Annotated in this window: 19 protein-coding genes; all 19 read left to right on the forward strand. The window is 41.8% G+C overall.

Annotated elements, in window-relative coordinates:
* The first annotated feature begins 365 nt into the window (after nt 1–365).
* The 19 genes from MKX60_RS07320 (at nt 366) to MKX60_RS07410 (ending at nt 19,695) form a co-directional block, all read left to right on the forward strand.
* Nucleotides 366–1,184, forward strand: coding sequence for a MerR family transcriptional regulator (locus tag MKX60_RS07320; RefSeq protein ID WP_341059428.1), 819 nt, complete (start codon nt 366–368; stop codon nt 1,182–1,184).
* Nucleotides 1,185–1,208: 24 nt separating this feature from the next.
* Complete coding sequence (locus MKX60_RS07325) at nt 1,209–2,384, forward strand: MFS transporter (protein ID WP_076285550.1); 1,176 nt, start codon at nt 1,209–1,211, stop codon at nt 2,382–2,384.
* A 263-nt stretch (nt 2,385–2,647) separates the two neighbouring features.
* On the forward strand, nt 2,648–3,019 hold the full coding sequence (locus tag MKX60_RS07330; RefSeq protein ID WP_341059429.1) for an iron chaperone: 372 nt from the start codon (nt 2,648–2,650) through the stop codon (nt 3,017–3,019).
* Between the two features lie 277 nt (nt 3,020–3,296).
* On the forward strand, nt 3,297–5,066 hold the full coding sequence (locus MKX60_RS07335; RefSeq protein ID WP_076285548.1) for a sensor histidine kinase: 1,770 nt from the start codon (nt 3,297–3,299) through the stop codon (nt 5,064–5,066).
* Nucleotides 5,063–5,866, forward strand: coding sequence for a response regulator transcription factor (locus MKX60_RS07340; protein WP_076285547.1), 804 nt, complete (start codon nt 5,063–5,065; stop codon nt 5,864–5,866). Before MKX60_RS07335 ends, MKX60_RS07340 begins: the two co-directional genes overlap by 4 nt.
* A 63-nt stretch (nt 5,867–5,929) precedes the next feature.
* Complete coding sequence (locus MKX60_RS07345) at nt 5,930–7,189, forward strand: extracellular solute-binding protein (RefSeq protein ID WP_445670746.1); 1,260 nt, start codon at nt 5,930–5,932, stop codon at nt 7,187–7,189.
* 202 nt (nt 7,190–7,391) lie between these two features.
* On the forward strand, nt 7,392–8,798 hold the full coding sequence (locus MKX60_RS07350; RefSeq protein ID WP_081383079.1) for an ABC transporter substrate-binding protein: 1,407 nt from the start codon (nt 7,392–7,394) through the stop codon (nt 8,796–8,798).
* Nucleotides 8,799–8,860: 62 nt separating this feature from the next.
* Entirely contained in the window at nt 8,861–9,847 is a 987-nt protein-coding gene (locus tag MKX60_RS07355; RefSeq protein ID WP_042192055.1) for a carbohydrate ABC transporter permease, read from the forward strand.
* Entirely contained in the window at nt 9,837–10,691 is an 855-nt protein-coding gene (locus MKX60_RS07360; protein ID WP_042192048.1) for a carbohydrate ABC transporter permease, read from the forward strand. The genes MKX60_RS07355 and MKX60_RS07360 overlap by 11 nt, the downstream gene beginning before the upstream one ends.
* 289 nt (nt 10,692–10,980) lie before the next feature.
* Nucleotides 10,981–11,946, forward strand: coding sequence for a glycoside hydrolase family 43 protein (locus MKX60_RS07365; RefSeq protein ID WP_341059432.1), 966 nt, complete (start codon nt 10,981–10,983; stop codon nt 11,944–11,946).
* 210 nt (nt 11,947–12,156) lie between these two features.
* Entirely contained in the window at nt 12,157–12,723 is a 567-nt protein-coding gene (locus MKX60_RS07370) for a TetR/AcrR family transcriptional regulator (protein ID WP_341059433.1), read from the forward strand.
* Between the two features lie 41 nt (nt 12,724–12,764).
* Entirely contained in the window at nt 12,765–13,598 is an 834-nt protein-coding gene (locus MKX60_RS07375; RefSeq protein ID WP_341059434.1) for an aldo/keto reductase, read from the forward strand.
* 259 nt (nt 13,599–13,857) lie between these two features.
* Entirely contained in the window at nt 13,858–14,763 is a 906-nt protein-coding gene (locus MKX60_RS07380) for an NAD(P)/FAD-dependent oxidoreductase (RefSeq protein WP_341059436.1), read from the forward strand.
* A gap of 110 nt (nt 14,764–14,873) precedes the next feature.
* The gene (locus MKX60_RS07385) at nt 14,874–15,368 is read left to right on the forward strand and encodes a cysteine hydrolase family protein (protein ID WP_305953499.1); all 495 of its coding nucleotides are present in this window, start codon (nt 14,874–14,876) and stop codon (nt 15,366–15,368) included.
* Nucleotides 15,369–15,474: 106 nt separating this feature from the next.
* Nucleotides 15,475–16,143, forward strand: coding sequence for a Type 1 glutamine amidotransferase-like domain-containing protein (locus MKX60_RS07390; RefSeq protein WP_076285540.1), 669 nt, complete (start codon nt 15,475–15,477; stop codon nt 16,141–16,143).
* A gap of 213 nt (nt 16,144–16,356) precedes the next feature.
* A complete protein-coding gene (locus tag MKX60_RS07395; protein ID WP_076285539.1) occupies nt 16,357–16,845 on the forward strand; it encodes a DUF2199 domain-containing protein in 489 nt (162 codons plus the stop codon).
* 547 nt (nt 16,846–17,392) lie between these two features.
* Nucleotides 17,393–18,235, forward strand: coding sequence for a membrane protein insertase YidC (yidC, locus tag MKX60_RS07400; RefSeq protein WP_076285595.1), 843 nt, complete (start codon nt 17,393–17,395; stop codon nt 18,233–18,235).
* Between the two features lie 352 nt (nt 18,236–18,587).
* Nucleotides 18,588–18,917 (forward strand): DUF6678 family protein, encoded by a 330-nt coding sequence (locus MKX60_RS07405; RefSeq protein WP_341059439.1) that lies wholly within the window; start codon nt 18,588–18,590, stop codon nt 18,915–18,917.
* Nucleotides 18,918–19,290: 373 nt separating this feature from the next.
* Nucleotides 19,291–19,695, forward strand: a complete 405-nt coding sequence (locus tag MKX60_RS07410; RefSeq protein WP_038573410.1) for a GNAT family N-acetyltransferase — start codon at nt 19,291–19,293, stop codon at nt 19,693–19,695.
* Nucleotides 19,696–19,713: the final 18 nt, after the last annotated feature.

A 19,713-nucleotide genomic window follows, 5' to 3' on the forward strand; every position in this document is an offset into this window, starting at 1 on the left:
GGTTTTTTAGATAGAGAAATTCAAGTTGACACATAAATGCAATCACTAGCTTTGCATAGTTCTAGATTGACGTTGCTTCATAAGCTATAGGGCAGGATAGATTAATAAATACCGAGAGGATGCCGTGATAAGTGGCATCCTTTTGTTTCGCTAAAGGACAGTTTTGCTATAGCTAGTGCTACAATTGGCATGAGAGAAATTTCTTGAATAAATGAGTTGTTAAAATGAGCAAAACGAAAGTAATGGCATACTTCAGCAATTTTAGGGAGGATATTCCATTGAATTATAAAAGCATTCTCATCCTTGACTTTCCCCTGCACGGGAAACTGTATACTCACATTATGTTATAGATTGGAGATGATATTTTGTTCAAAATCAGTGTATTTTCCAGGCTAAGCAAAGTCTCCTTAAAAACACTGCGCTATTATGACCAGATTGGCATACTAAAGCCGAGAAAGGTGGATCACGATAATTGCTACCGTTACTATTCCGCAGATCAGCTACTAGAGCTCAACCGAATCTTAATCTATAAGGAATTGGGTTTTACATTGCCCCAAATTAAACAGCTGCTCCAGGAAGATATTACATTGGAGAATATTCAAGGGATGTTTAAGCTGAAAAGAAGCGAAATACAGCAAATCATCGATACGGAACAAGCCAAACTCGTCAGGATTGAGGAGCGTATGCAGCTTATAGAAAAAGAGGGGCAAGTCGAAACAGGGCAAGAAATCAGAGTCAAAGCAGAGGGTGCTCAATTGTTTCTTTATCAGAAAGCATGCGGGAAAGAAGAGGACATTCCGGATTTGCTTCGTCAATTTGATCAGTTTATAACGACGGAAACTCGTCAATTAATTCAAGGTCCTCAGGTTGTTTTGTGGAAAGAAGTCGAAGGAAAAGAGGATGAGTTTGAGTTTGAAGTCGGGTATTTTTTAACCTGTGAGCTGCGATCATTTCCAGAACCATTTCAGCTACGGACTCTTCCTCCTGAACCGATGATGGCAACAATGGCTTTCCACTCAAATTCTAATTTTGATTGTGCGGCCTGTGTTCATTTAGCGAAATGGATTGAGAAAAATAACTATCAGATCAAGGAGAACGAATCGGGTAGGGAATTATATTTACCGTTATCTCCAGAACGAGATGCACAATTCATAGAAATACAAATTCCCATTATAAATAGATAACTGAAGAAGGTGGAGTGGGGGAAATTGAAAAATAAACGGATCATTTATATTCTGGCACTGGCTGTTTTTCTGATTGGAACCATTGAATATATTATTACGGGAGTTATTGAGATGATCGCTGTGGACTTGGGAGTATCTACTTCAGAAGTTGGATTATTGGTGACTGTGTTTGCTCTCTCCGCAGCCATTGTTGCTCCGGTTTTGATTGCATTAACGATCAATGCAGATCGCAAGAAACTACTAATGACCACCCTTGGTGTGTTTATTGCCAGCAACGGACTTATGTTTGTAGATCTTGCTTATGAAACAGTACTATGGATACGTATTATCCAAGGGGCTAGCGGAGGAATCGCTACTGTTGTAGCCATGGCAATAGCGACACGACTCGTTGAAAGAGAAAAAAGGGGCAATGCCATCGGTATCATTTTGATGGGGCTTAGCAGTTCGCTAGTGCTCGGTGTTCCTGTGGGCACATTTTTTAGTGAGATGTTTGGATGGAGAGTGCTATTTGTTTTAATTGGATTATTAAGTGTTCTTCCATTATTTATCATCTATAAAAAGGTTCCGGCAATAAAAGAAGAAGAAAAGGTTACCCTTAGAATGCAGCTCTCTATTTTAAGAAATCCAACCATTCTGATGGCCTTGGCTATTACGTTATTTTATGTCGGCGGCTATTCTACACTGTTTACTTATATTACGCCTTTCTTGCAAGCCACGTCCTCTCTTTCCATGACCGAAATTAGCGGTGTTCTGTTCCTGGCGGGCATTTGCAGCTTTGTCGGATCAAGGCTGGGCGGACAATTGGCAGATGCAAAAGGATCGAAATTCACCATTTGTCTCGGACTCCTGTTACAAGGGGCAACTCTTCTTTTATTCGCTCTAGCCGGTGTCAATCTCTTGGTATTAATCTTGGTTTTAATGATTTTTATGTTAGCAACATGGAGTATTTCCCCGGCCCAGCAACTATATCTGGTTACTCTGGCACCTCGAAATCCGGACATTGCCCTTAGTGTAAATACTTCGTTCATCCAATTTGGTTTTGCACTGGGATCTGGATTAGGCGGGCTAGTCATCAGTCGTACATCTGTCCTATATTTGAATTGGCTGGGCTTTGCCGCTGTAAGCATAGCTTTACTTCTTGCCATCTTACTATTTAAAAAAATGAGCAGTAGGACTGGAACTCCTATTGTTACTAGATAAATACGAAATGGACTGAACTAGGGTGAAACTAAAATGATATTCCGTCTTATTGAAGTGAGACAATCATGTATTCCTCATCTCTTAGAGTGAGCAATGATGTTTCTATTTTCCACCCTAAATGGTGTATAAGACAGTATAACTCTTAAGTCATAACGTTATAAAAAGTTGCACCCTATCACCTCGTTAGATATGATTATCTAACGGGGTGTTTTTTTGTAACTACGCCTGAACAAAAGGCGATTCTGAGGTTAGGAGTGATCGACATGGAGGTTTTTGCAGACTATTTAGCGCAAATTGATAACCCACAGCATCGGGAGCGAATGGAAGAGGTGTTGGCTTGGGTAACTAAGAAATTCACAGATTTAAAACCAAAAATTGCGTGGAATCAGCCTATGTTCACTGATCACGACACCTATATTATTGGCTTTAGCGTATCCAAACAACATATGGCTGTTGCGCCTGAAATCGCAGGAATTAATCATTTCTCAGATGCAATTGTACGGGCAGGCTATGATCACACCAAGCAGTTGTTACGGATCCGATGGGATAGTCCGGTTGATTTCTCATTACTTGAGAAAATGATTGAGTTTAACATTATGGACAAGGCAGATTGTTCAACTTTTTGGCGAAAATAAAAAAGTAGTTAGCCTCGATGATGAATACATCATCGGGATTTTTTTAATTAGGAGTAAGACACTCCTACATAAAAGGTTGCTAGAAATGGAGCTAATGACCTCGCCTGTCGGTATTGGGGGCGAAAATATTAGTTCTTTTTGTCGAATCCATAATTCTTTCTAAGCGGATCATTAGCAAACATGCTAATATAATGACTGAAAAGGTTGAAAGCCCTTACTTTTTTACGGATAGGGGCGATCATCTCATGCTCATATGACAAAGAGGGGAAGAGACTGCATGCGGCGGATACTGTCGATGTTAAAGTTAAATACGCTGCGAAATCAAATGTTGCTCGGTTTTCTCGCCGTCATGCTCATCATTCTGACGTTCGTTGGAGGGATTACGTTCCATTCAGTCTCGACGCTACTCAAGAACAATGCGGAGAAGCATATTCAGCAAACCGCGATTCAGGCTAACGGCCGTTTGGAAAGCGTTCTCGAACAGATTAATTCTCTGACGACGCTGGTCTCGACTAACGATTATATTCAGCAACTCCTTTTACGCGATATAGAGGGTCATCCCGCTACCTTTACGGAACGGCAAGCGCTGCCATCTATTATTAATCTGGTCCAAATCTACACGGACGGTATCAAATCTGTTGAGCTTTATAATAAAGACGGAGTGAGGCTGTATCCTCTCGACGGCAGTACCCTTAGAGATAAGGTACCCGAGGATTGGATTGAAATGGCGACCAGAAAGGAAGGCAGTCTCGTTTGGTTCGGTATTGATCCGCTTGATTCTACATCGCTTGTAGCGATTCGACAGATCAGCCTTATTGATCGGCATTTCACAACTGGAGGGTATTTACTCATTCGCTCAGACCGAGATAAGTTTGCACTTAAAGACTCTTTATCCGGGGAAGGGGACGGAGAAACAGTATTACTTCTCGCTCCTGATGGGCAGTTCATCACGTCTAACGATGACAGTATTTCACAAAAGACAGCAGCAAAGCTGGTGGAGGAATCCGACGATCAGAATGTTTCCATCGGCAAACGGTCCTTTATCGTTGTCAAACAGCGGTCTTCCGTGACAGGATGGACGCTACTCATCTTAACCCCGGTTAACGTCATCACCAAGGGGATTTCGGTCTTGCGGACGACCATTGTCGTATCGGCTTTGATGGGTACCTTACTGTTCACCCTGCTTTCTTTTTTCCTATCTATACTTATTACCAGACCTGTGTTCAGGTTGATCAAAGCTATGAGAAGTACCCGTCTAGGCATCCTGAAGCCTATCGAGAATGTATCGTCCACTATGGAAATTCAGGAACTGAATTATTCCTATAACAAAATGGTTGATAATATCAACGAGCTGATCCAGTTGGTTTATGAGAAGGAGTTATCCCGGAGTCATACGGAGTTGAAGGCACTTCAAGCGCAAATTAATCCGCATTTTTTGTTTAATACCCTAGATGTTCTGTACTGGTCGCTGCTGGATAGGGATGAAGATCAACTGGCGGAGTATGTTGTCGCCATGTCTGATTTATTCCGCTATACGATCACCGGCTCGAGTAAAGGGGGATGGGTGAAGTTACAGGATGAGCTGGAGCATGTAAAGCGATATTTGCTTATTATGAAGATGCGATTTGAAGATCGCTTGGAGTGGGAAATTGAGGCTCCTCCTGAATTTTCGAATGTGGAGTTACCCCGACTGTTGCTGCAGCCCCTTGTAGAGAATGCCGTATTGCATGGGGTCGAGAGCAAGATTGAACCGGGATGGATAAAGCTAACGGTTGCTGGAGATGAAGAATGGGTCACCATTACGGTGGAAGATGACGGGATGGGTATGGACGAGGAGATGCTGCGCTCTCTTGTGGAAGGGCTGGATAGCGGAAAGGTATCTTCTTCAAAAGATTCCGGCGTCGGAATCGCTAATGTGCATAGAAGGCTTCAACTATTTTTTTCGAGAGAGAATGAGCAGGGTGCGGCAATGACCATCGATAGTCAAAAAGGTCAAGGCACCCGTATAAACATCAAAATTCCTGTTCGAGGAGACAAAATGCCATGAGAAGCCGAACAATTCTTATTGTCGACGATGAACCGAGATCTAGAGAAGGAATGAAGAAAATACTTGAGGTGTGGGCAGCCGGTCATTATGAAATCCTTACGGCAAGCAATGGGATCTCGGCTATTGAAATTCTGGAGGAAATACCGGTGGAGCTCATGATATCGGATATCCGCATGCCGGGAATCAGTGGTCTTTCTTTAGTTAGCCAAATAAGGGATAAAAAAATACAGCGTCAGCCATCCGTTATTCTCATCTCCGGTCATGCCGAGTTCGAGTATGCTCAGCAAGCGATTCAGTTGTCCGTAGTTGAATATTTGCTCAAGCCAGCCAGCCGGGAAAAGCTAATCGCATCTGTGGAGAATGCCCTGAAGGCAGGGGAGGAGCAGGAACATATCGGCTTCATGCGGAAGATGGCTGATCCACAATTAATGGCCATAAGAGATGAAGATGCCGCATTAAGCGATCCGGTCCGTCAGGCGATAGATTATGTGGAAATGCATATAGAAGAGGCGATCAGCCTGCAGGAAGTAGCCGGACTTGTTCATCTGAACGGGAGCTATTTCAGTTCTCTTTTCAAGGAGCAATGCCAGATGAATTTCAGCGAATACGTCGCCCGTAGAAAATTGCAGAAAGCGAAGCAATTACTGCTGAAAACGAATCTGCCTATAGCGGAAATTGCCAGCCTTACGGGTTACCAGACGGTTAAATATTTCAACAAGCTGTTCAAGGAATACGAAAGAATGAGTCCAGGGCAGTATCGTTCTTCCATGAGGAATGGTATAGAAGCGAATATCCAATAACGGCTCGGCAAGGGGGGAATATCTACGAAGAGGATCGGATTATACATTACCCTTTTCTTAACATTGTTGTTGATAACAACTGCTTGCAATGGGGATAAGGGGAATAGCAGTAAGAGCGACGGCGAGAAAATCACTTTAAAAATGATGCATCTATGGCCGGATAGCAATAACTCCGCGCAAAACAAAATGGTAAAAGAAATCATCAGAGAATTTGAAGAAGCTAATCCGAATATCACCATTAAGACAGAAGTTCTTGAAAATGAGCAGTATAAAAGCAAACTGAAGGTACTTGCCGCTTCCAACGATCTACCGGACATCGGATTCACCTGGGCAGCAGGCTTTATGGATCCATATGTTAGGGGAGATAAGTTTGCAGCCGTGGACGATCTTTTACAGGATGAGTTGAAAGGAAAATTCGTAGCTGGTACGACGGAGGGGTACTCTTTTGATGGGAAGACGTATGCCCTTCCTGTCGAACTAAACATAGTTCCGGTCTACTATAATAAAGAAATATTTTCAGAATTTAATCTGCAGCCTCCCCAAACCTTGGATGATCTCAAAGCGATCATTCGAACACTGAACAACAATGGCATAACACCTGTTACTCTTGGCGGCAAGGACGGTTGGCCGGCTTCCTTCTGGTACATGTATCTAGCTGATCGTATTGGGGGACCTAACCTGATGGATAAAGCTGTTGCGGATCAGGACTTCACAGATCCTTCCTTGCTAGAGGCTGCAAGACAAGTACAAGAGTTGGTAAACCTGAACACATTCATCAAAGGCTACAACGGATTATCCAATGATGAAGCCAAGGTACAGTTCATGAACGGAAAGTCAGCCATGTTCGTTACAGGGACTTGGGAGCTGCCAGATTTCACGACCACTACAAATATAGCCCAAGAATTTAAAGTCAACATCGGTTATTTCAAGTTCCCGACAGTTGAAGGCGGCAAAGGCAACGTGGATGATTGGGTCGGTGGTCCGGGTACTGGATTGTTCGTTTCCAAAAATTCGAAGCATGCTCTGGAGGCCAAAGAATTCGTCAGCTTTTTCGTTCAAAAGTGGGGAGAGCATTCTGTAGTCAATGCAGGCGTAATCCCGGCTACCAAAGTAGATACTGCGGCCATCAAGCTACCGCAAATGTTCATTGATCTATTAAACGAGTTAAATAAGGCTAATAAAGTAACTCTTTATCTGGATACACAAATGAAGCCAGTCGCATCTACTATACACATGAATCAGATTCAGGCATTGTTCGGTGAAGCCGTCACACCAGAAGAATTCATCAAGAAACAGGATGATGCGCTAAAAGTGGATAAGTAATGATCAGAAATATAAACAGATCATGGAGACACCAAGGGAAAGATCCCTTGATGTCTCTTTTTTTGCGCTCTATAGAACTGAATCTAAAAATAGTGGAAGTTTTCCTAAAGAGGGTGTCCTTATGCTTAAGGATTGCAGGCTCTATAATTATGTATGCGGTTACAAAAAGCCGAAGTAATAATACAAAAGGGGAGGCAAAGATATGAAAAGTATGAAACGTAGTTTAGTGGGGATCTCTACATTGCTCGTGATGTCATCTGCTCTCGCAGCATGTGGTGGGAACTCGAATTCTAACTCATCTAGCTCAAGCCCAACGACTGCACCAGCAGCCAACGCTACCGAAGCTCCATCAAAAGGAACAGGCGAGAAAGTCACTATCAATCTCTGGAGCTTTACAGATGAGATACCTAATATGACCAAGAAGTATATGGAAACTCATCCGGACGCGAATGTTGAGTTCAAGACTACAGTTATTGCAACCACCGACGGCGCTTATCAACCTGCGCTTGATCAGGCTCTGTCCGCTGGAGGAAAAGATGCTCCGGACATTTATGCAGCTGAATCAGCATTCGTACTCAAATATACACAAGGGGACGCATCCAGCTATGCAGCCAACTATTCTGATATGGGCCTTGATGACCAAATGGTTAAGGATGCTGGCATCGCGCAATACTCGGTTGATATCGGTAGCTTAGACGGTAAATTAAAAGCCCTCGGCTATCAAGCGACTGGCGGCGCCTTTATCTATCGCCGCTCCATTGCGAAGGATGTTTTTGGAACAGATGATCCAGCCACCATCAAAAATGAAATTGGACCAGGCTGGGATAAATTCTATGATGCAGCCGCGAAGTTGAAAGCTAAGGGATACGGCATCGTTTCTGGTGATGGCGATATCTGGCACCCGATCGAGAACAGCTCTGACAAAGGTTGGATTGTTGATGGTAAGCTTCATATCGATCCGAAGCGTGAAGAGTTCCTGGATCTTTCTAAAAAGCTGAAAGACAATGGCTATCACAACGATACGACAGACTGGACGGAAGCATGGTACGCGGATATGTCCGGTGCCGGCGCTCAACCGATCTTCGGTTTCTTCGGTCCTGCTTGGCTCATCAACTACGTGATGAACGGTCAAGTAAAAGACACGAATGGCGACTGGGCGGTTTCCGAACCACCGACAGGCTTCTTCTGGGGTGGCACTTGGCTGCTTGCCAACAAAGACGTTACCAAGGACGAAGCCAAGAAACAGGCTGTTGCGGACTTTGTGAAGTGGGTTACACTCGACACCTCCGAAACGGGACTCCAACATTACTGGGCTAACGGTACGATGAAGGAAGGCGAGCAAGGTACGAAGGACAGCGTTGCTTCCTCCGTTGTCATGTCGAAGTCAAACGGTGAAGTTCCACTGCTCGGTGGTCAGAACATGTTCGACGTGTTTGTACCGGCCAATGCAAACGCTTCAGGTAAAAACTTGACCCAGTACGACGAAACAATCAACAAGCTCTGGCGTGATCAAGTGCGTGAATACACCGCGGGCAATAAGGACCGTGCCAAAGCGATCGAAACCTTTAAGCAACAAGTCAAAGACCAACTTGGCATTGAAAGCGAATAAGAAGGATTCGGAGGGGCGGGGGAGTAATCCCGCCCCTTCATATCAACTAAAGAGGTGAGAGCATGCGCCGCAAAAATGTGAACTATTCGAAATACGGTTATATTTTTACCTTCCCATTTGTTCTTGCATTTCTGATTTTCTCACTGTATCCCATTTTATATACCGCAGTCATTGGATTCACCGATATGAAAGGAATCATACCAAAACCGATCCATATTCTTGATAATCCTTTTCAAAACTTCAAAGATCTTCTCTTTGATAATCCTTCGTTCCGGAAGTCTTTGATCAACACTGGATTGCTCTGGATTACTAACTTCGTTCCCCAGATGCTTCTCGCGCTCTTGCTAACGGCATGGTTCACGAATAAGCGTCTCAATATAAAGGGACAAGGCTTGTTCAAGGTTCTGCTCTATATGCCTAATATCATCACAGCGAGTACGATTGCCGTGTTGTTTAGCACTTTATTCGCCTATCCGATGGGTCCTGTAAACAGTTTGTTTCAAATGTTGGGGTGGACCGACGCTCCGGTGTTCTTCCTGCAGGATAAGACGACAGCACGGGGCATTGTCGCGTTCATCCAGTTCTGGATGTGGTACGGCAACACCATGATCGTCCTGATTGCTGGCGTTATGGGTATAAATCCTGCTCTCTTCGAGTCTGCATCGATTGACGGGGCTAACGGGTTTCAAACCTTCTTCCGCATCACACTGCCGAGTCTGCGTACGATATTGCTGTTCACACTGATTACATCGATGGTGGGTGGTTTGACCATGTTCGATATTCCGCAATTATTCCTTGCAGGTGGACCGGACGATTCTACGCTTACCACGTCCATGTTTATCTACGGGCAAGCATTCAAGGGCAGCTATATGTACAATCGTGCTGCAGCAGCAAGCATGATTATGTTCTTGATTTCGGCAATATTGGCCGGAATACTGTTCTACGTGATGCGTGACCGTGATGCGTCAAGACTTAAAAAAATACAAAAACAAAAGAATAGAAAAGCTGCTATAGCAGCCCGTGAGGGAGGTGTAACACATGGCAAATAATCAGAAAAGCGGAACCGTTAACCGAAAGATCAACAAGACAATTATCTATGTTGTTTGCATCTCTTTGGCGGTGCTCAGTATCCTGCCGTTTTGGATCATGTTTGTAAATGCCACACGCTCTACACCGGAAATTCAAAGCGGACTTTCTCTGCTTCCTTCGAGCCACATGATGAGCAACCTGCGAGTGTTGCTCGATAAGAGCTTCGATCCGCTTCAAGGGTTCCTGAATTCATTTATTATTGCCAGTTCTGCAACCCTCTGTACAGTCTATTTCTCGTCCTTGGCGGCCTATGGGCTCGTCACTTACAGCTGGAAGCTACGGGGGCCATTCTTTACCTTTATCATGTGCGTGATGATGATTCCTTCCCAAGCAAGCGCAATCGGATTCTATCAGTTCATGTATAAATTACATTGGACCAACAATTTTCTCCCGCTGATTCTACCAGCAATTGCTGCACCGGCGGTGGTGTTCTTCATGCGCCAATACTTGCTCGCAACTCTGTCGATAGAGATCGTGGAAGCTGCGCGTGTAGATGGGTCTGGTGAATTCTTCACTTTCAACCGGATTATCTTACCGCTGATGATGCCGGCAGTAGCAACACAAGCCATCTTTGCCTTTGTGGCTAACTGGAACAACCTGTTCATGCCGCTGATATTGCTGACACAGAAGGAGAAATATACTATGCCAATCATGGTAAGCTTGCTCCGAGGTGATATCTACAAAACGGAGTTCGGCTCGATCTATATGGGTCTGGCTTTGACGGCTTTACCGTTGTTTATAGTTTACTTCTTGTTATCCAGATACATTATCGCGGGCGTGGCACTTGGTGGTGTCAAAGAATAACCCAGGCAAGCTGGCTTCGAATAAGGCAACACCATGGAACCAATCAATTCCAATCTAGGCCTGTTGATTAGCTAAATTATAGTTATGGAAATGTGAGAGCATTAGCTGAAAATACTTTAGGAGCGCCTTAGTGTACCTTTTTTTGAAATATCAGAAAGTATAAGTTTCACATGTCTACTCATGTTCTGATATTTCTCGCAGAAACGGAACCGTCCCTATAAGGACGGTAAAATCCATTTCTGCTTGGCTAATCAACAGGCGTAATCTCAATCAGGAGGAGAGTCCTATTATGGCAACAAAAAATGAACCGTTAGTTACCCATCTCTATACAGCCGATCCCTCCGCTCATGTATTTGAGGGCAAGCTGTATATTTACCCATCCCATGATATTGACCATGATGGACCTACAAATGATAATGGTGACCAATATGCGATGGAGGATTATCATGTGTTTTCCTTGGAAGATCCTACATCCCCCTGTGTAGATCACGGAGAGGCGCTTCATCTTCGGGATGTGCCTTGGGCTTCGAAGCAAATGTGGGCGCCCGATGCCGCGTACCGGCAGGGGACGTATTATTTATTTTTCCCGGCCCGGGACATGGAAGGTATTTTCCGTATCGGAGTGGCTACGTCAACTTCTCCATCTGGTCCTTTCCAGGCTCAAGAAAGATATATCGAAGGGAGCTTCAGCATCGATCCAGCCGTATTCGTGGACGAGGATGAAAGAGCCTACATGTATTTTGGCGGCTTATGGGGCGGACAATTAGAAAAGTGGCAAGACGGTATTTTTCAACAAGATGCGGTAGAAAAGGGCCCAGAGGAACCGGCTTACGGTCCTTGGGTGGGTGAGCTGAGTGAAGACATGCTGACATTCAAATCTGACCCTCAGGAGATCACCATTATTGATGAAGAAGGGAACTCTATCCTTGCGGGTGATGAAGACAGGAGGTACTTCGAGGGTCCATGGATGCACAAGTATAAAGGGAAATACTATCTCTCGTACTCTACTGGCACAACCCATAAGATCGTCTACGCGGTGAGTGATAAGACTTGCGGACCTTTTGTTTTTCAAGGTACGATTCTGAATCCAGTTATTGGCTGGACGACACATCATTCTATCGTGGAATTTAACGAGAAATGGTATTTGTTCTATCATGACGCATCGCTGTCTGGCGGCGTGGACCATAAACGCAGTATGAAATTTACGGAACTCCATTATGAAGAAGACGGCAGAATCCGGACGGTAGAGCTTTAATCGAATGTACAGCGTCCCTTTTTTATAGGGTTTATTATGAAATTATACTTAAGGGTGTCTTGAAGCTAATACTTCAGAGACATCCTTATTTGTGTTTTCACCTTCATATTACAGGAAATAATTTCTAATATTCTGATTGCTTTTTTTATAAATGAGTTTTATTGTAAAGAGGAATGAATATTCATTCCGCAAGAAGGAGAGGTGTTCTTATTGTCTACAAACAAGCAAGAGGAAATTTATAAAGCGGCTTTAAAATTATTTGCAGAAAGAGGTTATGATGGAACGACTGTCCCTATGATTGCGGAAGCGGCAAAAGTAGGAGCGGGTACCATTTATCGATATTTTAAAAGTAAAGAGTCATTAGTTAATTCATTGTTTCAAAAAGTAGTGATGGAGTTTTCAGAGATCATTAAAACTGATTTTCCAAACTCAAATGAAATTCGTGAGCAATTTCGCCATGTGTTTTATCAAATGGTCGGATTTGCAAAAAGCAATATATACGCGCTGCTATTTATAGATTCACATGCGGAGTCATATTATTTGAATGAGAAGAGCCGGAGCGTGTTTGATGGATTTATGAATTTTTTAGTCGCAATCATAGAAAGCGGCAAAGAGAGAGGGGTGTTCAGCTCCCTTCCTTCAAATGCATTGATTTGCATTGTTTATGGCGCATTTGTTAGCTTCTTCAAAGAAATTCAACATGGAAAAATAATTGAGACTCCAGAGCTTATTCAAGGAATAGAAAGAAGTTGCTGGAATGCTATCAGAATCGACTGACTCAGCTGATATAAAATAATAGTGTATGGGAGGATTATTCTATGGGAAATTACCTGTTAAATAATGGGGTTTTGTTACCAAAAGTCGGATTGGGTGTATACCAAATGAAAAATGAACACGAAGATGCAATCATTTGGGCATTGAGAAATGGATATAAGCATATTGATACCGCCGCTTTTTATCATAATGAGGAACTTGTTGCAAGTACAATTAAAAAATCAGGTGTAAATCGAAAGGATATATTTATTACAACAAAACTGTGGAATTCAGATCATGGTAAAAGAACGAAACAGGCTTTTGAAATGAGTTTGAAAAAACTGGGAACAGATTATATAGATCTTTATTTGATCCATTGGCCATCCCCAAAATATGTTGAGAGCTGGTTGATATTAGAGGAATTGTACAAAGAGGGTAAAATCAGAGCCATTGGTGTGTCTAACTTTGAACAAACGCACCTGAGTGATGTATTGAAGCATGGCTCAATAGTACCTGCAGTAAATCAAATTCATACGAATCCGTTTTTACAGCAGCCCGACTTGCATAATTATATGGTGAATAAGAATATCCAACATGTAGCGTGGAGTCCTTTTGGACATGGAAATAAAAATTTATTCGATAACCCTATATTAACAAGCATTGCTGAAAGACACGGTAAAACAACGGCTCAAGTTATGTTAAGATGGAACATTGAGCGTAATGTTGGGGTTATTCCCAAGTCGGTTAATCCTGCAAGATTAAAGGCGAATCTGGAAATCTTTGATTTTAGTTTATCTGATGAGGAAATGAAACAAATATCGACATTAGATAAAAACAAAAAGGGATTTGTTAATCCTGACAACAAGCTGTTTTTATGGGCTACTACACTTTTGCGGTAATTTAGTTGGAATTCCAAGAGGGCAATGATTAAATAGAAAAATCCTTGCCTTTTAGATTTATTAAAGTTATTATAGATTCACAAAGTCGTTAATTGGAATACTTAAAGGAATTATTCTTAGTATCTAGAAACAAGAAAATAGTGGATCTGGCAACAATTATAATGACGGAGTAAGATCCGTTCTTTTTTTAGGAAAATTAGAGATAACATAAGTCTCTAATATCTTTAATATAAATTGAAAAGCGAAAGGGTGAATAGAAATGACTTACGATTGTGTAATTATCGGAGGAGGACCGGCAGGTCTAAATGCTGCTCTGGTGCTAGGCAGGGCAAGAAAAAGTGTGGTTGTTATTGATGAAGGACGCGCACGTAATAGGGTTACTCGAGAAACGCATGGCTTTCTTACTAGAGATTCTATAAGTCCAAGCGAATTTAGGAGGATTGCGAAGGAGCAGATTAGTGCCTATCCATCCGTTAATTTTGCGGAAGATACCGCCCTATCGATTACGGGAACCGATGGCGATTTTCAAATTACGACGGTTAAGGGTCAGACTTTTCAAAGTAAAAAGGTGCTCTTCGCCATAGGGATGAAGGACCTCCCGATGGATATTAAGGGACTCTCAGACGTATATGGTAAAAGCGCCTTTATCTGCCCCTATTGTGATGGATGGGAACTAAGAGATCAGCCTCTTGTCGTAATTGTTAAGGGAGCCGATGCAACGCATATGGCCCAAGTGTTATCTGGTTGGACGAAAAAGATTACCATATGTACTAATGGATCTGATGACTTGACGGATGCACAACGCGAAGAGCTAAATCAACATAACATTCCTGTCTATGACTCACCGATTCAGTCGATCGAATCTGACAATGGCATGGTGCAGCAAGTTGTGTTGAAGGATGGTACTAGCATCGGATGTACGGGGATATTTTTTAGACCGAAGCTCATGATCGGGTCGGGTTTGCCACAAGCCATTGGTTGTGAACTCACAGAAACAGGAGCAGTCATCATCGATAATCTCGGTAAAACGAACGTTTCAGGCGTTTATAGTGCCGGTGATGCAGCAACACATCTTCATCAAGCCATTATTGCCGCTTCTATGGGCTCCTTAGCTGGGGTCGGCATTAACAATGAACTAAATGAAAAGGAATGGCGTAACATATGATGCTATTGTACAAAATAGTCTAATTCATTTATTCCCTTGAGCTGAATCTTCATCCAGATTAGTATAGAAACTAGCTATATTTATTCTGAGAGGGGTAGTTCAAAATAAAAATTGGATTTCTAATTATTGATATGCAAAACCTTTTCTTACACGATCATATGGAGAAGTTAAATGTAAGTGAGGCTTGTGAATACATTAATCATGTGTCTGGGTTACTTCGTGCGAAGGACCAAATCGTCATCCATATACAAGACATGGAAGGGGCGAATGCGGATACGGATCCAGAAGCAAGAAATAGCATACCGGAAATTACAGTAGCACCGACAGATATCCAGATGGCAAAAGAATATTCTAATGCTTTTTGGAGGACGGATTTGGAACAACTGCTACGTGAACATGGTGTTGAATTCATCATCGTTGCGGGCTTCGCCGCAGAACATTGTGTAACCTTTACTATTAACGGTGCACAAGAAAGAGGCTTTCAAGCAGCCCTTTTACAGAAGGCAATCCTTAGCACACGGCCAGATGCTATTACCTCGATTTACCGTGATCGGCACATGATCTCTTACCCGGTGATCGAATTTTTAATGGAGACCATTGCTTGAGATTCTACTAATAGAAGCTATTGTTTATAATTGGAGTTACGTATTAGATAACTAATATGTAACTTCATTTTATTATTGTGAAAAATACATATGGAGGTAATTAAGTTTGAGTACTCACTACTATCTCAGTTGGTTTAATAATTTTTTTCCAGAGAAGCTGGTCCATTGTTTGCATGAGGATATACAAGACAGAAAATCGCTTGTTATGATTAGCGCTGAACCGTCTGGTTATACAGGGGAGCAAATTAACATTGATGATGTTTCTGAATGTACATGGTTAAATCAGGCTAACATTATTTTTGATGAATATCATTTCATTGATTACCGCATGCAGAAGGAAGATGCGCAGCGATTAATTCACAACGCTTCTGTCATTTTTTTATGCGGTGGAGATCCTGTTTTGCAAAACGATTTTTTGGCGGATTATGAATTATCAAATGTTATTAAGAACAGCAATGCCGTTATAATGGGTGCCAGCGCCGGTGCGATAAACATGGCTGAAAAATGGTTATGCTTGAAAAACACTGGCAATGAAGTTGAAACAAGTACTATTTATGATGGTATTGGCTTTGATCATTTTGCCTATGAATCTCATTCTAAACGCGACTACGCTACGTTTGTTCAAGGTTACCTCTTCCCCTTGTCTGAAGAGATTGATGTTTATGCGGCAGAACAGGAGAGTGCAATGCGTGTAAAGGACGGCAAAATAGAAATAATGGGTCCTGTATATTTAATTTCCCACTCAAAGATTCAGAAATTGGTTGAGACGCTCTAATTAGGCTTACAGCGAATCATCTCAGGTTATTAATATCTCCAGGACTTATTGTTGGGCAGAAATGATAAATTTTAGACCGCCTTCAATGGCGGTCTTTCTATGTCCGGCAGATGCTAGCTGTTCATTTTATTGAAGTAATGGGCAGGATAACTCAGTAATTTCGCGAATAAGACGTTATAAGAAATCAGCGAGAAACTATAAGGAGCAGAAAACATGAAATGCCCTCACTGTAACAACGAATTAAGTGAACTTCCTTTATGTTACGGAAGTGAAGCGCCATATTATTTTTACACTGTACCAGAAGAGAAAAGAACAGAATTAATTAGAGATTTTTGTGTAATTGATGAACAGCATTTCTTTATTAGAGGACATATTGAAATACCAATAATTGATAGTAAAGAGAAATTTATATGGAGTGTTTGGGTTTCTCTTAGTGAAGAAAACTTTTTGAAATCTAATGAATTATTGCACGTAGAAGGAAGGGAAACTGAAAAACCTTATTTTGGTTGGTTATCGACTGAACTTTCAATATATCCAATAACTACATTATCGTTAAAGACAATGGTACATACACAAGAAGTTGGTGCTGTTCCGTTAATAGAATTAGAACAAACGAATCATCCACTTGCAGTTGAACAAAGAGAAGGAATTACAATGGGGAGAGTTAAAGAAATTGCTCATTTAATAAATCATAGTCTGTAAGAGAAGAATTTGAAAGTTGCTCTCCTTGGTCTGCTAAGGGTTTTTCGGTGAGGCGTAATCAGCAGATAACCCTGCAAGGCTAAGTCTATCGGACTGGTGCGTAATGTCGATTAAGCAAGCGGGGCACATTAGTGGGATAGCGGTTGCTTCGGCAGCCATTTTTTATTTGTTCAACTAACGGGCAGGTTAGTGAAACCACACAGTTTTCTCTAACGTATAATCATTATTCAAATTTTTCCAATATGGCTCATGCAGAGGTGAACTTGGCTGGAGCATTTTTATGACTTGGTTCAATTGGCGTTCTCGATCGCTCTCATCTATTCCTTAGTGTCAATTCCATTCACCTATTTTTCTACACAAGAGATACACTGGGGTTATGAAATTGCTCCAGCCGGTTTAACTTGGTTTGTGGCTGTCAGACTGTCACAACCGAGCAGCATTCAGCGGTGGATAGTACGTACCGCCAGACGAAGAGAAGCTCCTGATGAAGAAGACCTTAGTCCTTCCCCACATTGATATTCCATACTTTCAATTAGGGAGGACAACGATGAAAAAGATTTTGTTGTTTCAAAAATGGGCCAAGCCCATTCTCGTCATGTTGATTGGAGTTATTCCGATCATTGTGCTCAGCGGGTGTTCGACAGCATCCCAATCAAACTCGATTAATGCCGATTCAGCAGGGATATTTAACCACTTTTTTATTTATCCATTTTCGATCTTGATCAAATTCTTCGCGAATGCATTTCACGGAAACTACGGATTATCGATCGTGCTGATGACTTTCATCATCAGACTCGCGATTATGCCGCTCATGATGAATCAAACCAAGAAACAAATGGACATGAAAGAAAAGATGGCCGTCCTCCAGCCGGAGTTAACTGCACTTAAGGAGAAGTATAAGAACGACGTCAGTGCGGATGCAAAAAAACAACAGCAAGTCGAGATGATGCAGCTCTACCAGAAGCATCAATTTAATCCCTTAAATATGGGGTGTTTACCGATGCTTCTCCAATGGCCGATCACCCTCGCATTTTACTACGCAATTCGTCGTACCTCAGAGATTGCAGCGGACGATTTTCTGTGGTTTAGCTTGGGGAAAACAGATATGATTTTGCCGCTTATTGCCGCTGCGGTGTATTACGTTCAGTTCCGCGTGTCTCAATCCGTTTCAGCACAGTATCAGCAAAATCAAAATAACCAAATGGCTTTCATCGGATTGTTGTCACCGATCATGATGGGTGTATTTTCTTTTCAGATGCCCGCCGCGTTACCATTATATTGGGCAGTTGGCGGTATATTCATTATCGTGCAAACGATCATACTCAATAAAATGTACACGAAGCCAAATGTAGTGAGTAAAAACTTACCCACCGGTGTAGAAGATTTATGAAATTGAACCAGGTCATAAAACAATACTAAATACAAGGCATCTGAGGCGTGACCTCAGATGCTCTGTTTTTTATGTTGGCGGCTCGTTAACGGGGAACATAGTTCAACATAATGAGAAAAATGAAAGGGCCATCCCACAAAAGGATGGCCCTAAAACTTACCGTTACAGACAGCGCGGAGAACCGTATCATAAATAACGATTAAGCTAATGGGAAACTATAGCTCAATAACACCAGAACGAAGCTGCCGACTTGAATCGGCAGCTTTGTTCTGCTAACGGGCAGTTTTGTACAAGAGAAAATGATAAGCTGGAATAAACACTTGCAGTACTGATGGGAGAAAAAGGTGAATATATGGATTCAAATGAACTAAAACCTTTAATGAACAACACAAAATGGGAAGAAATAAGACAAGCAATGCTCAACTATGCTTTTCCAACCAAATGGAGGACTAAAGACATTGATACTGGCTATATCAGCCTTTGGGATGGAGATTGGTATTACCATTTTTCAGATGGTGGCTACAAATTTATTGAGTGGTTAGAAATTCATGCTGAAGATTACTTGATAAAAACTGATTTAATTCAAATCCTGAAAAAAATACATGTTCCAGGTGAAGTAACTACCGACTCCATCATAATTTATGGATATAACAAAACTAATGAATTCATTGATTATATTTGAGTAATTACACCAATGGGTAGCGTTAGCTCAAATACGATTAGGCAGCCGTCAGTCAACGCGATCAGCTGCCTTTATTCAACTAACGGGCAGGTTAACGCTATAAACCTCTTAGGATTAGTATGCTTAGGTAAAAGAAGTATTCTCATGAATTCTCTAATGTAAATAAATACAAATTCCACTTCAGTTAATCCATTTTCTATACATATTTTTAAGAGTATATTGAGGTAAATAAAGTGATTATTCACTTTGATAAATCCGAAATTGCTATGTCGGTATTATTTTATGGCTTCGTAAGGATTGCAAAACCATCGAAATATGGGAGTTTAAAACAGATGTTGTACCGTAGTTAGTTTTATGAAAGGAAGGTACAGGGGTGAGTATTTATTACGCTTCAAGCAAAGAGGATATCACTAAGGATGCACTCCAAGAGTTATTTCTTTCAGTAGAATGGGAGTCTGGCAAGTACCCAAACGAGCTTTTACAAGCAATCGGAGGATCTCATTCAATTGTTACCGCTTGGGAAGGAGGAAAGCTTGTCGGTTTAATAAATGCTTTGTCAGATGGTGTTTTAACGGTATATTTTCATTATATGCTTATTAATCCTAGTTATCAGAGTATCGGTATAGGTAAGGAAATGATGAATATAATGCTTGATAGATATAAAGGGTGTAAAACAAAAGTATTAATTTCTTATCCTCATGCAGTGGATTTCTATAATAAATTTGGCTTTAATACAGAGGATGGAGCTACACCAATGTTTATCTCAGAGTTGATATGATTGATGGTATAATTTTCT

This window comes from Paenibacillus sp. FSL R5-0914 (genome assembly GCF_038004525.1).
Lineage (GTDB): Bacteria > Bacillota > Bacilli > Paenibacillales > Paenibacillaceae > Paenibacillus_AQ.

What these genes read in the sequence shown, in the direction of transcription:
- MKX60_RS07340 (WP_076285547.1), top strand. Translation starts at nt 5,063, where the DNA reads ATGAGAAGCCGAACAATTCTTATTGTCGACGATGAACCGAGATCTAGA.
- MKX60_RS07360 (WP_042192048.1), top strand. Translation starts at nt 9,837, where the DNA reads ATGGCAAATAATCAGAAAAGCGGAACCGTTAACCGAAAGATCAACAAG.
- MKX60_RS07365 (WP_341059432.1), top strand. Translation starts at nt 10,981, where the DNA reads ATGGCAACAAAAAATGAACCGTTAGTTACCCATCTCTATACAGCCGAT.
- MKX60_RS07350 (WP_081383079.1), top strand. Translation starts at nt 7,392, where the DNA reads ATGAAAAGTATGAAACGTAGTTTAGTGGGGATCTCTACATTGCTCGTG.
- MKX60_RS07375 (WP_341059434.1), top strand. Translation starts at nt 12,765, where the DNA reads ATGGGAAATTACCTGTTAAATAATGGGGTTTTGTTACCAAAAGTCGGA.
- MKX60_RS07405 (WP_341059439.1), top strand. Translation starts at nt 18,588, where the DNA reads ATGGATTCAAATGAACTAAAACCTTTAATGAACAACACAAAATGGGAA.
- MKX60_RS07355 (WP_042192055.1), top strand. Translation starts at nt 8,861, where the DNA reads ATGCGCCGCAAAAATGTGAACTATTCGAAATACGGTTATATTTTTACC.
- MKX60_RS07395 (WP_076285539.1), top strand. Translation starts at nt 16,357, where the DNA reads ATGAAATGCCCTCACTGTAACAACGAATTAAGTGAACTTCCTTTATGT.
- yidC (WP_076285595.1), top strand. Translation starts at nt 17,393, where the DNA reads ATGAAAAAGATTTTGTTGTTTCAAAAATGGGCCAAGCCCATTCTCGTC.
- MKX60_RS07380 (WP_341059436.1), top strand. Translation starts at nt 13,858, where the DNA reads ATGACTTACGATTGTGTAATTATCGGAGGAGGACCGGCAGGTCTAAAT.
- MKX60_RS07330 (WP_341059429.1), top strand. Translation starts at nt 2,648, where the DNA reads ATGGAGGTTTTTGCAGACTATTTAGCGCAAATTGATAACCCACAGCAT.
- MKX60_RS07335 (WP_076285548.1), top strand. Translation starts at nt 3,297, where the DNA reads ATGCGGCGGATACTGTCGATGTTAAAGTTAAATACGCTGCGAAATCAA.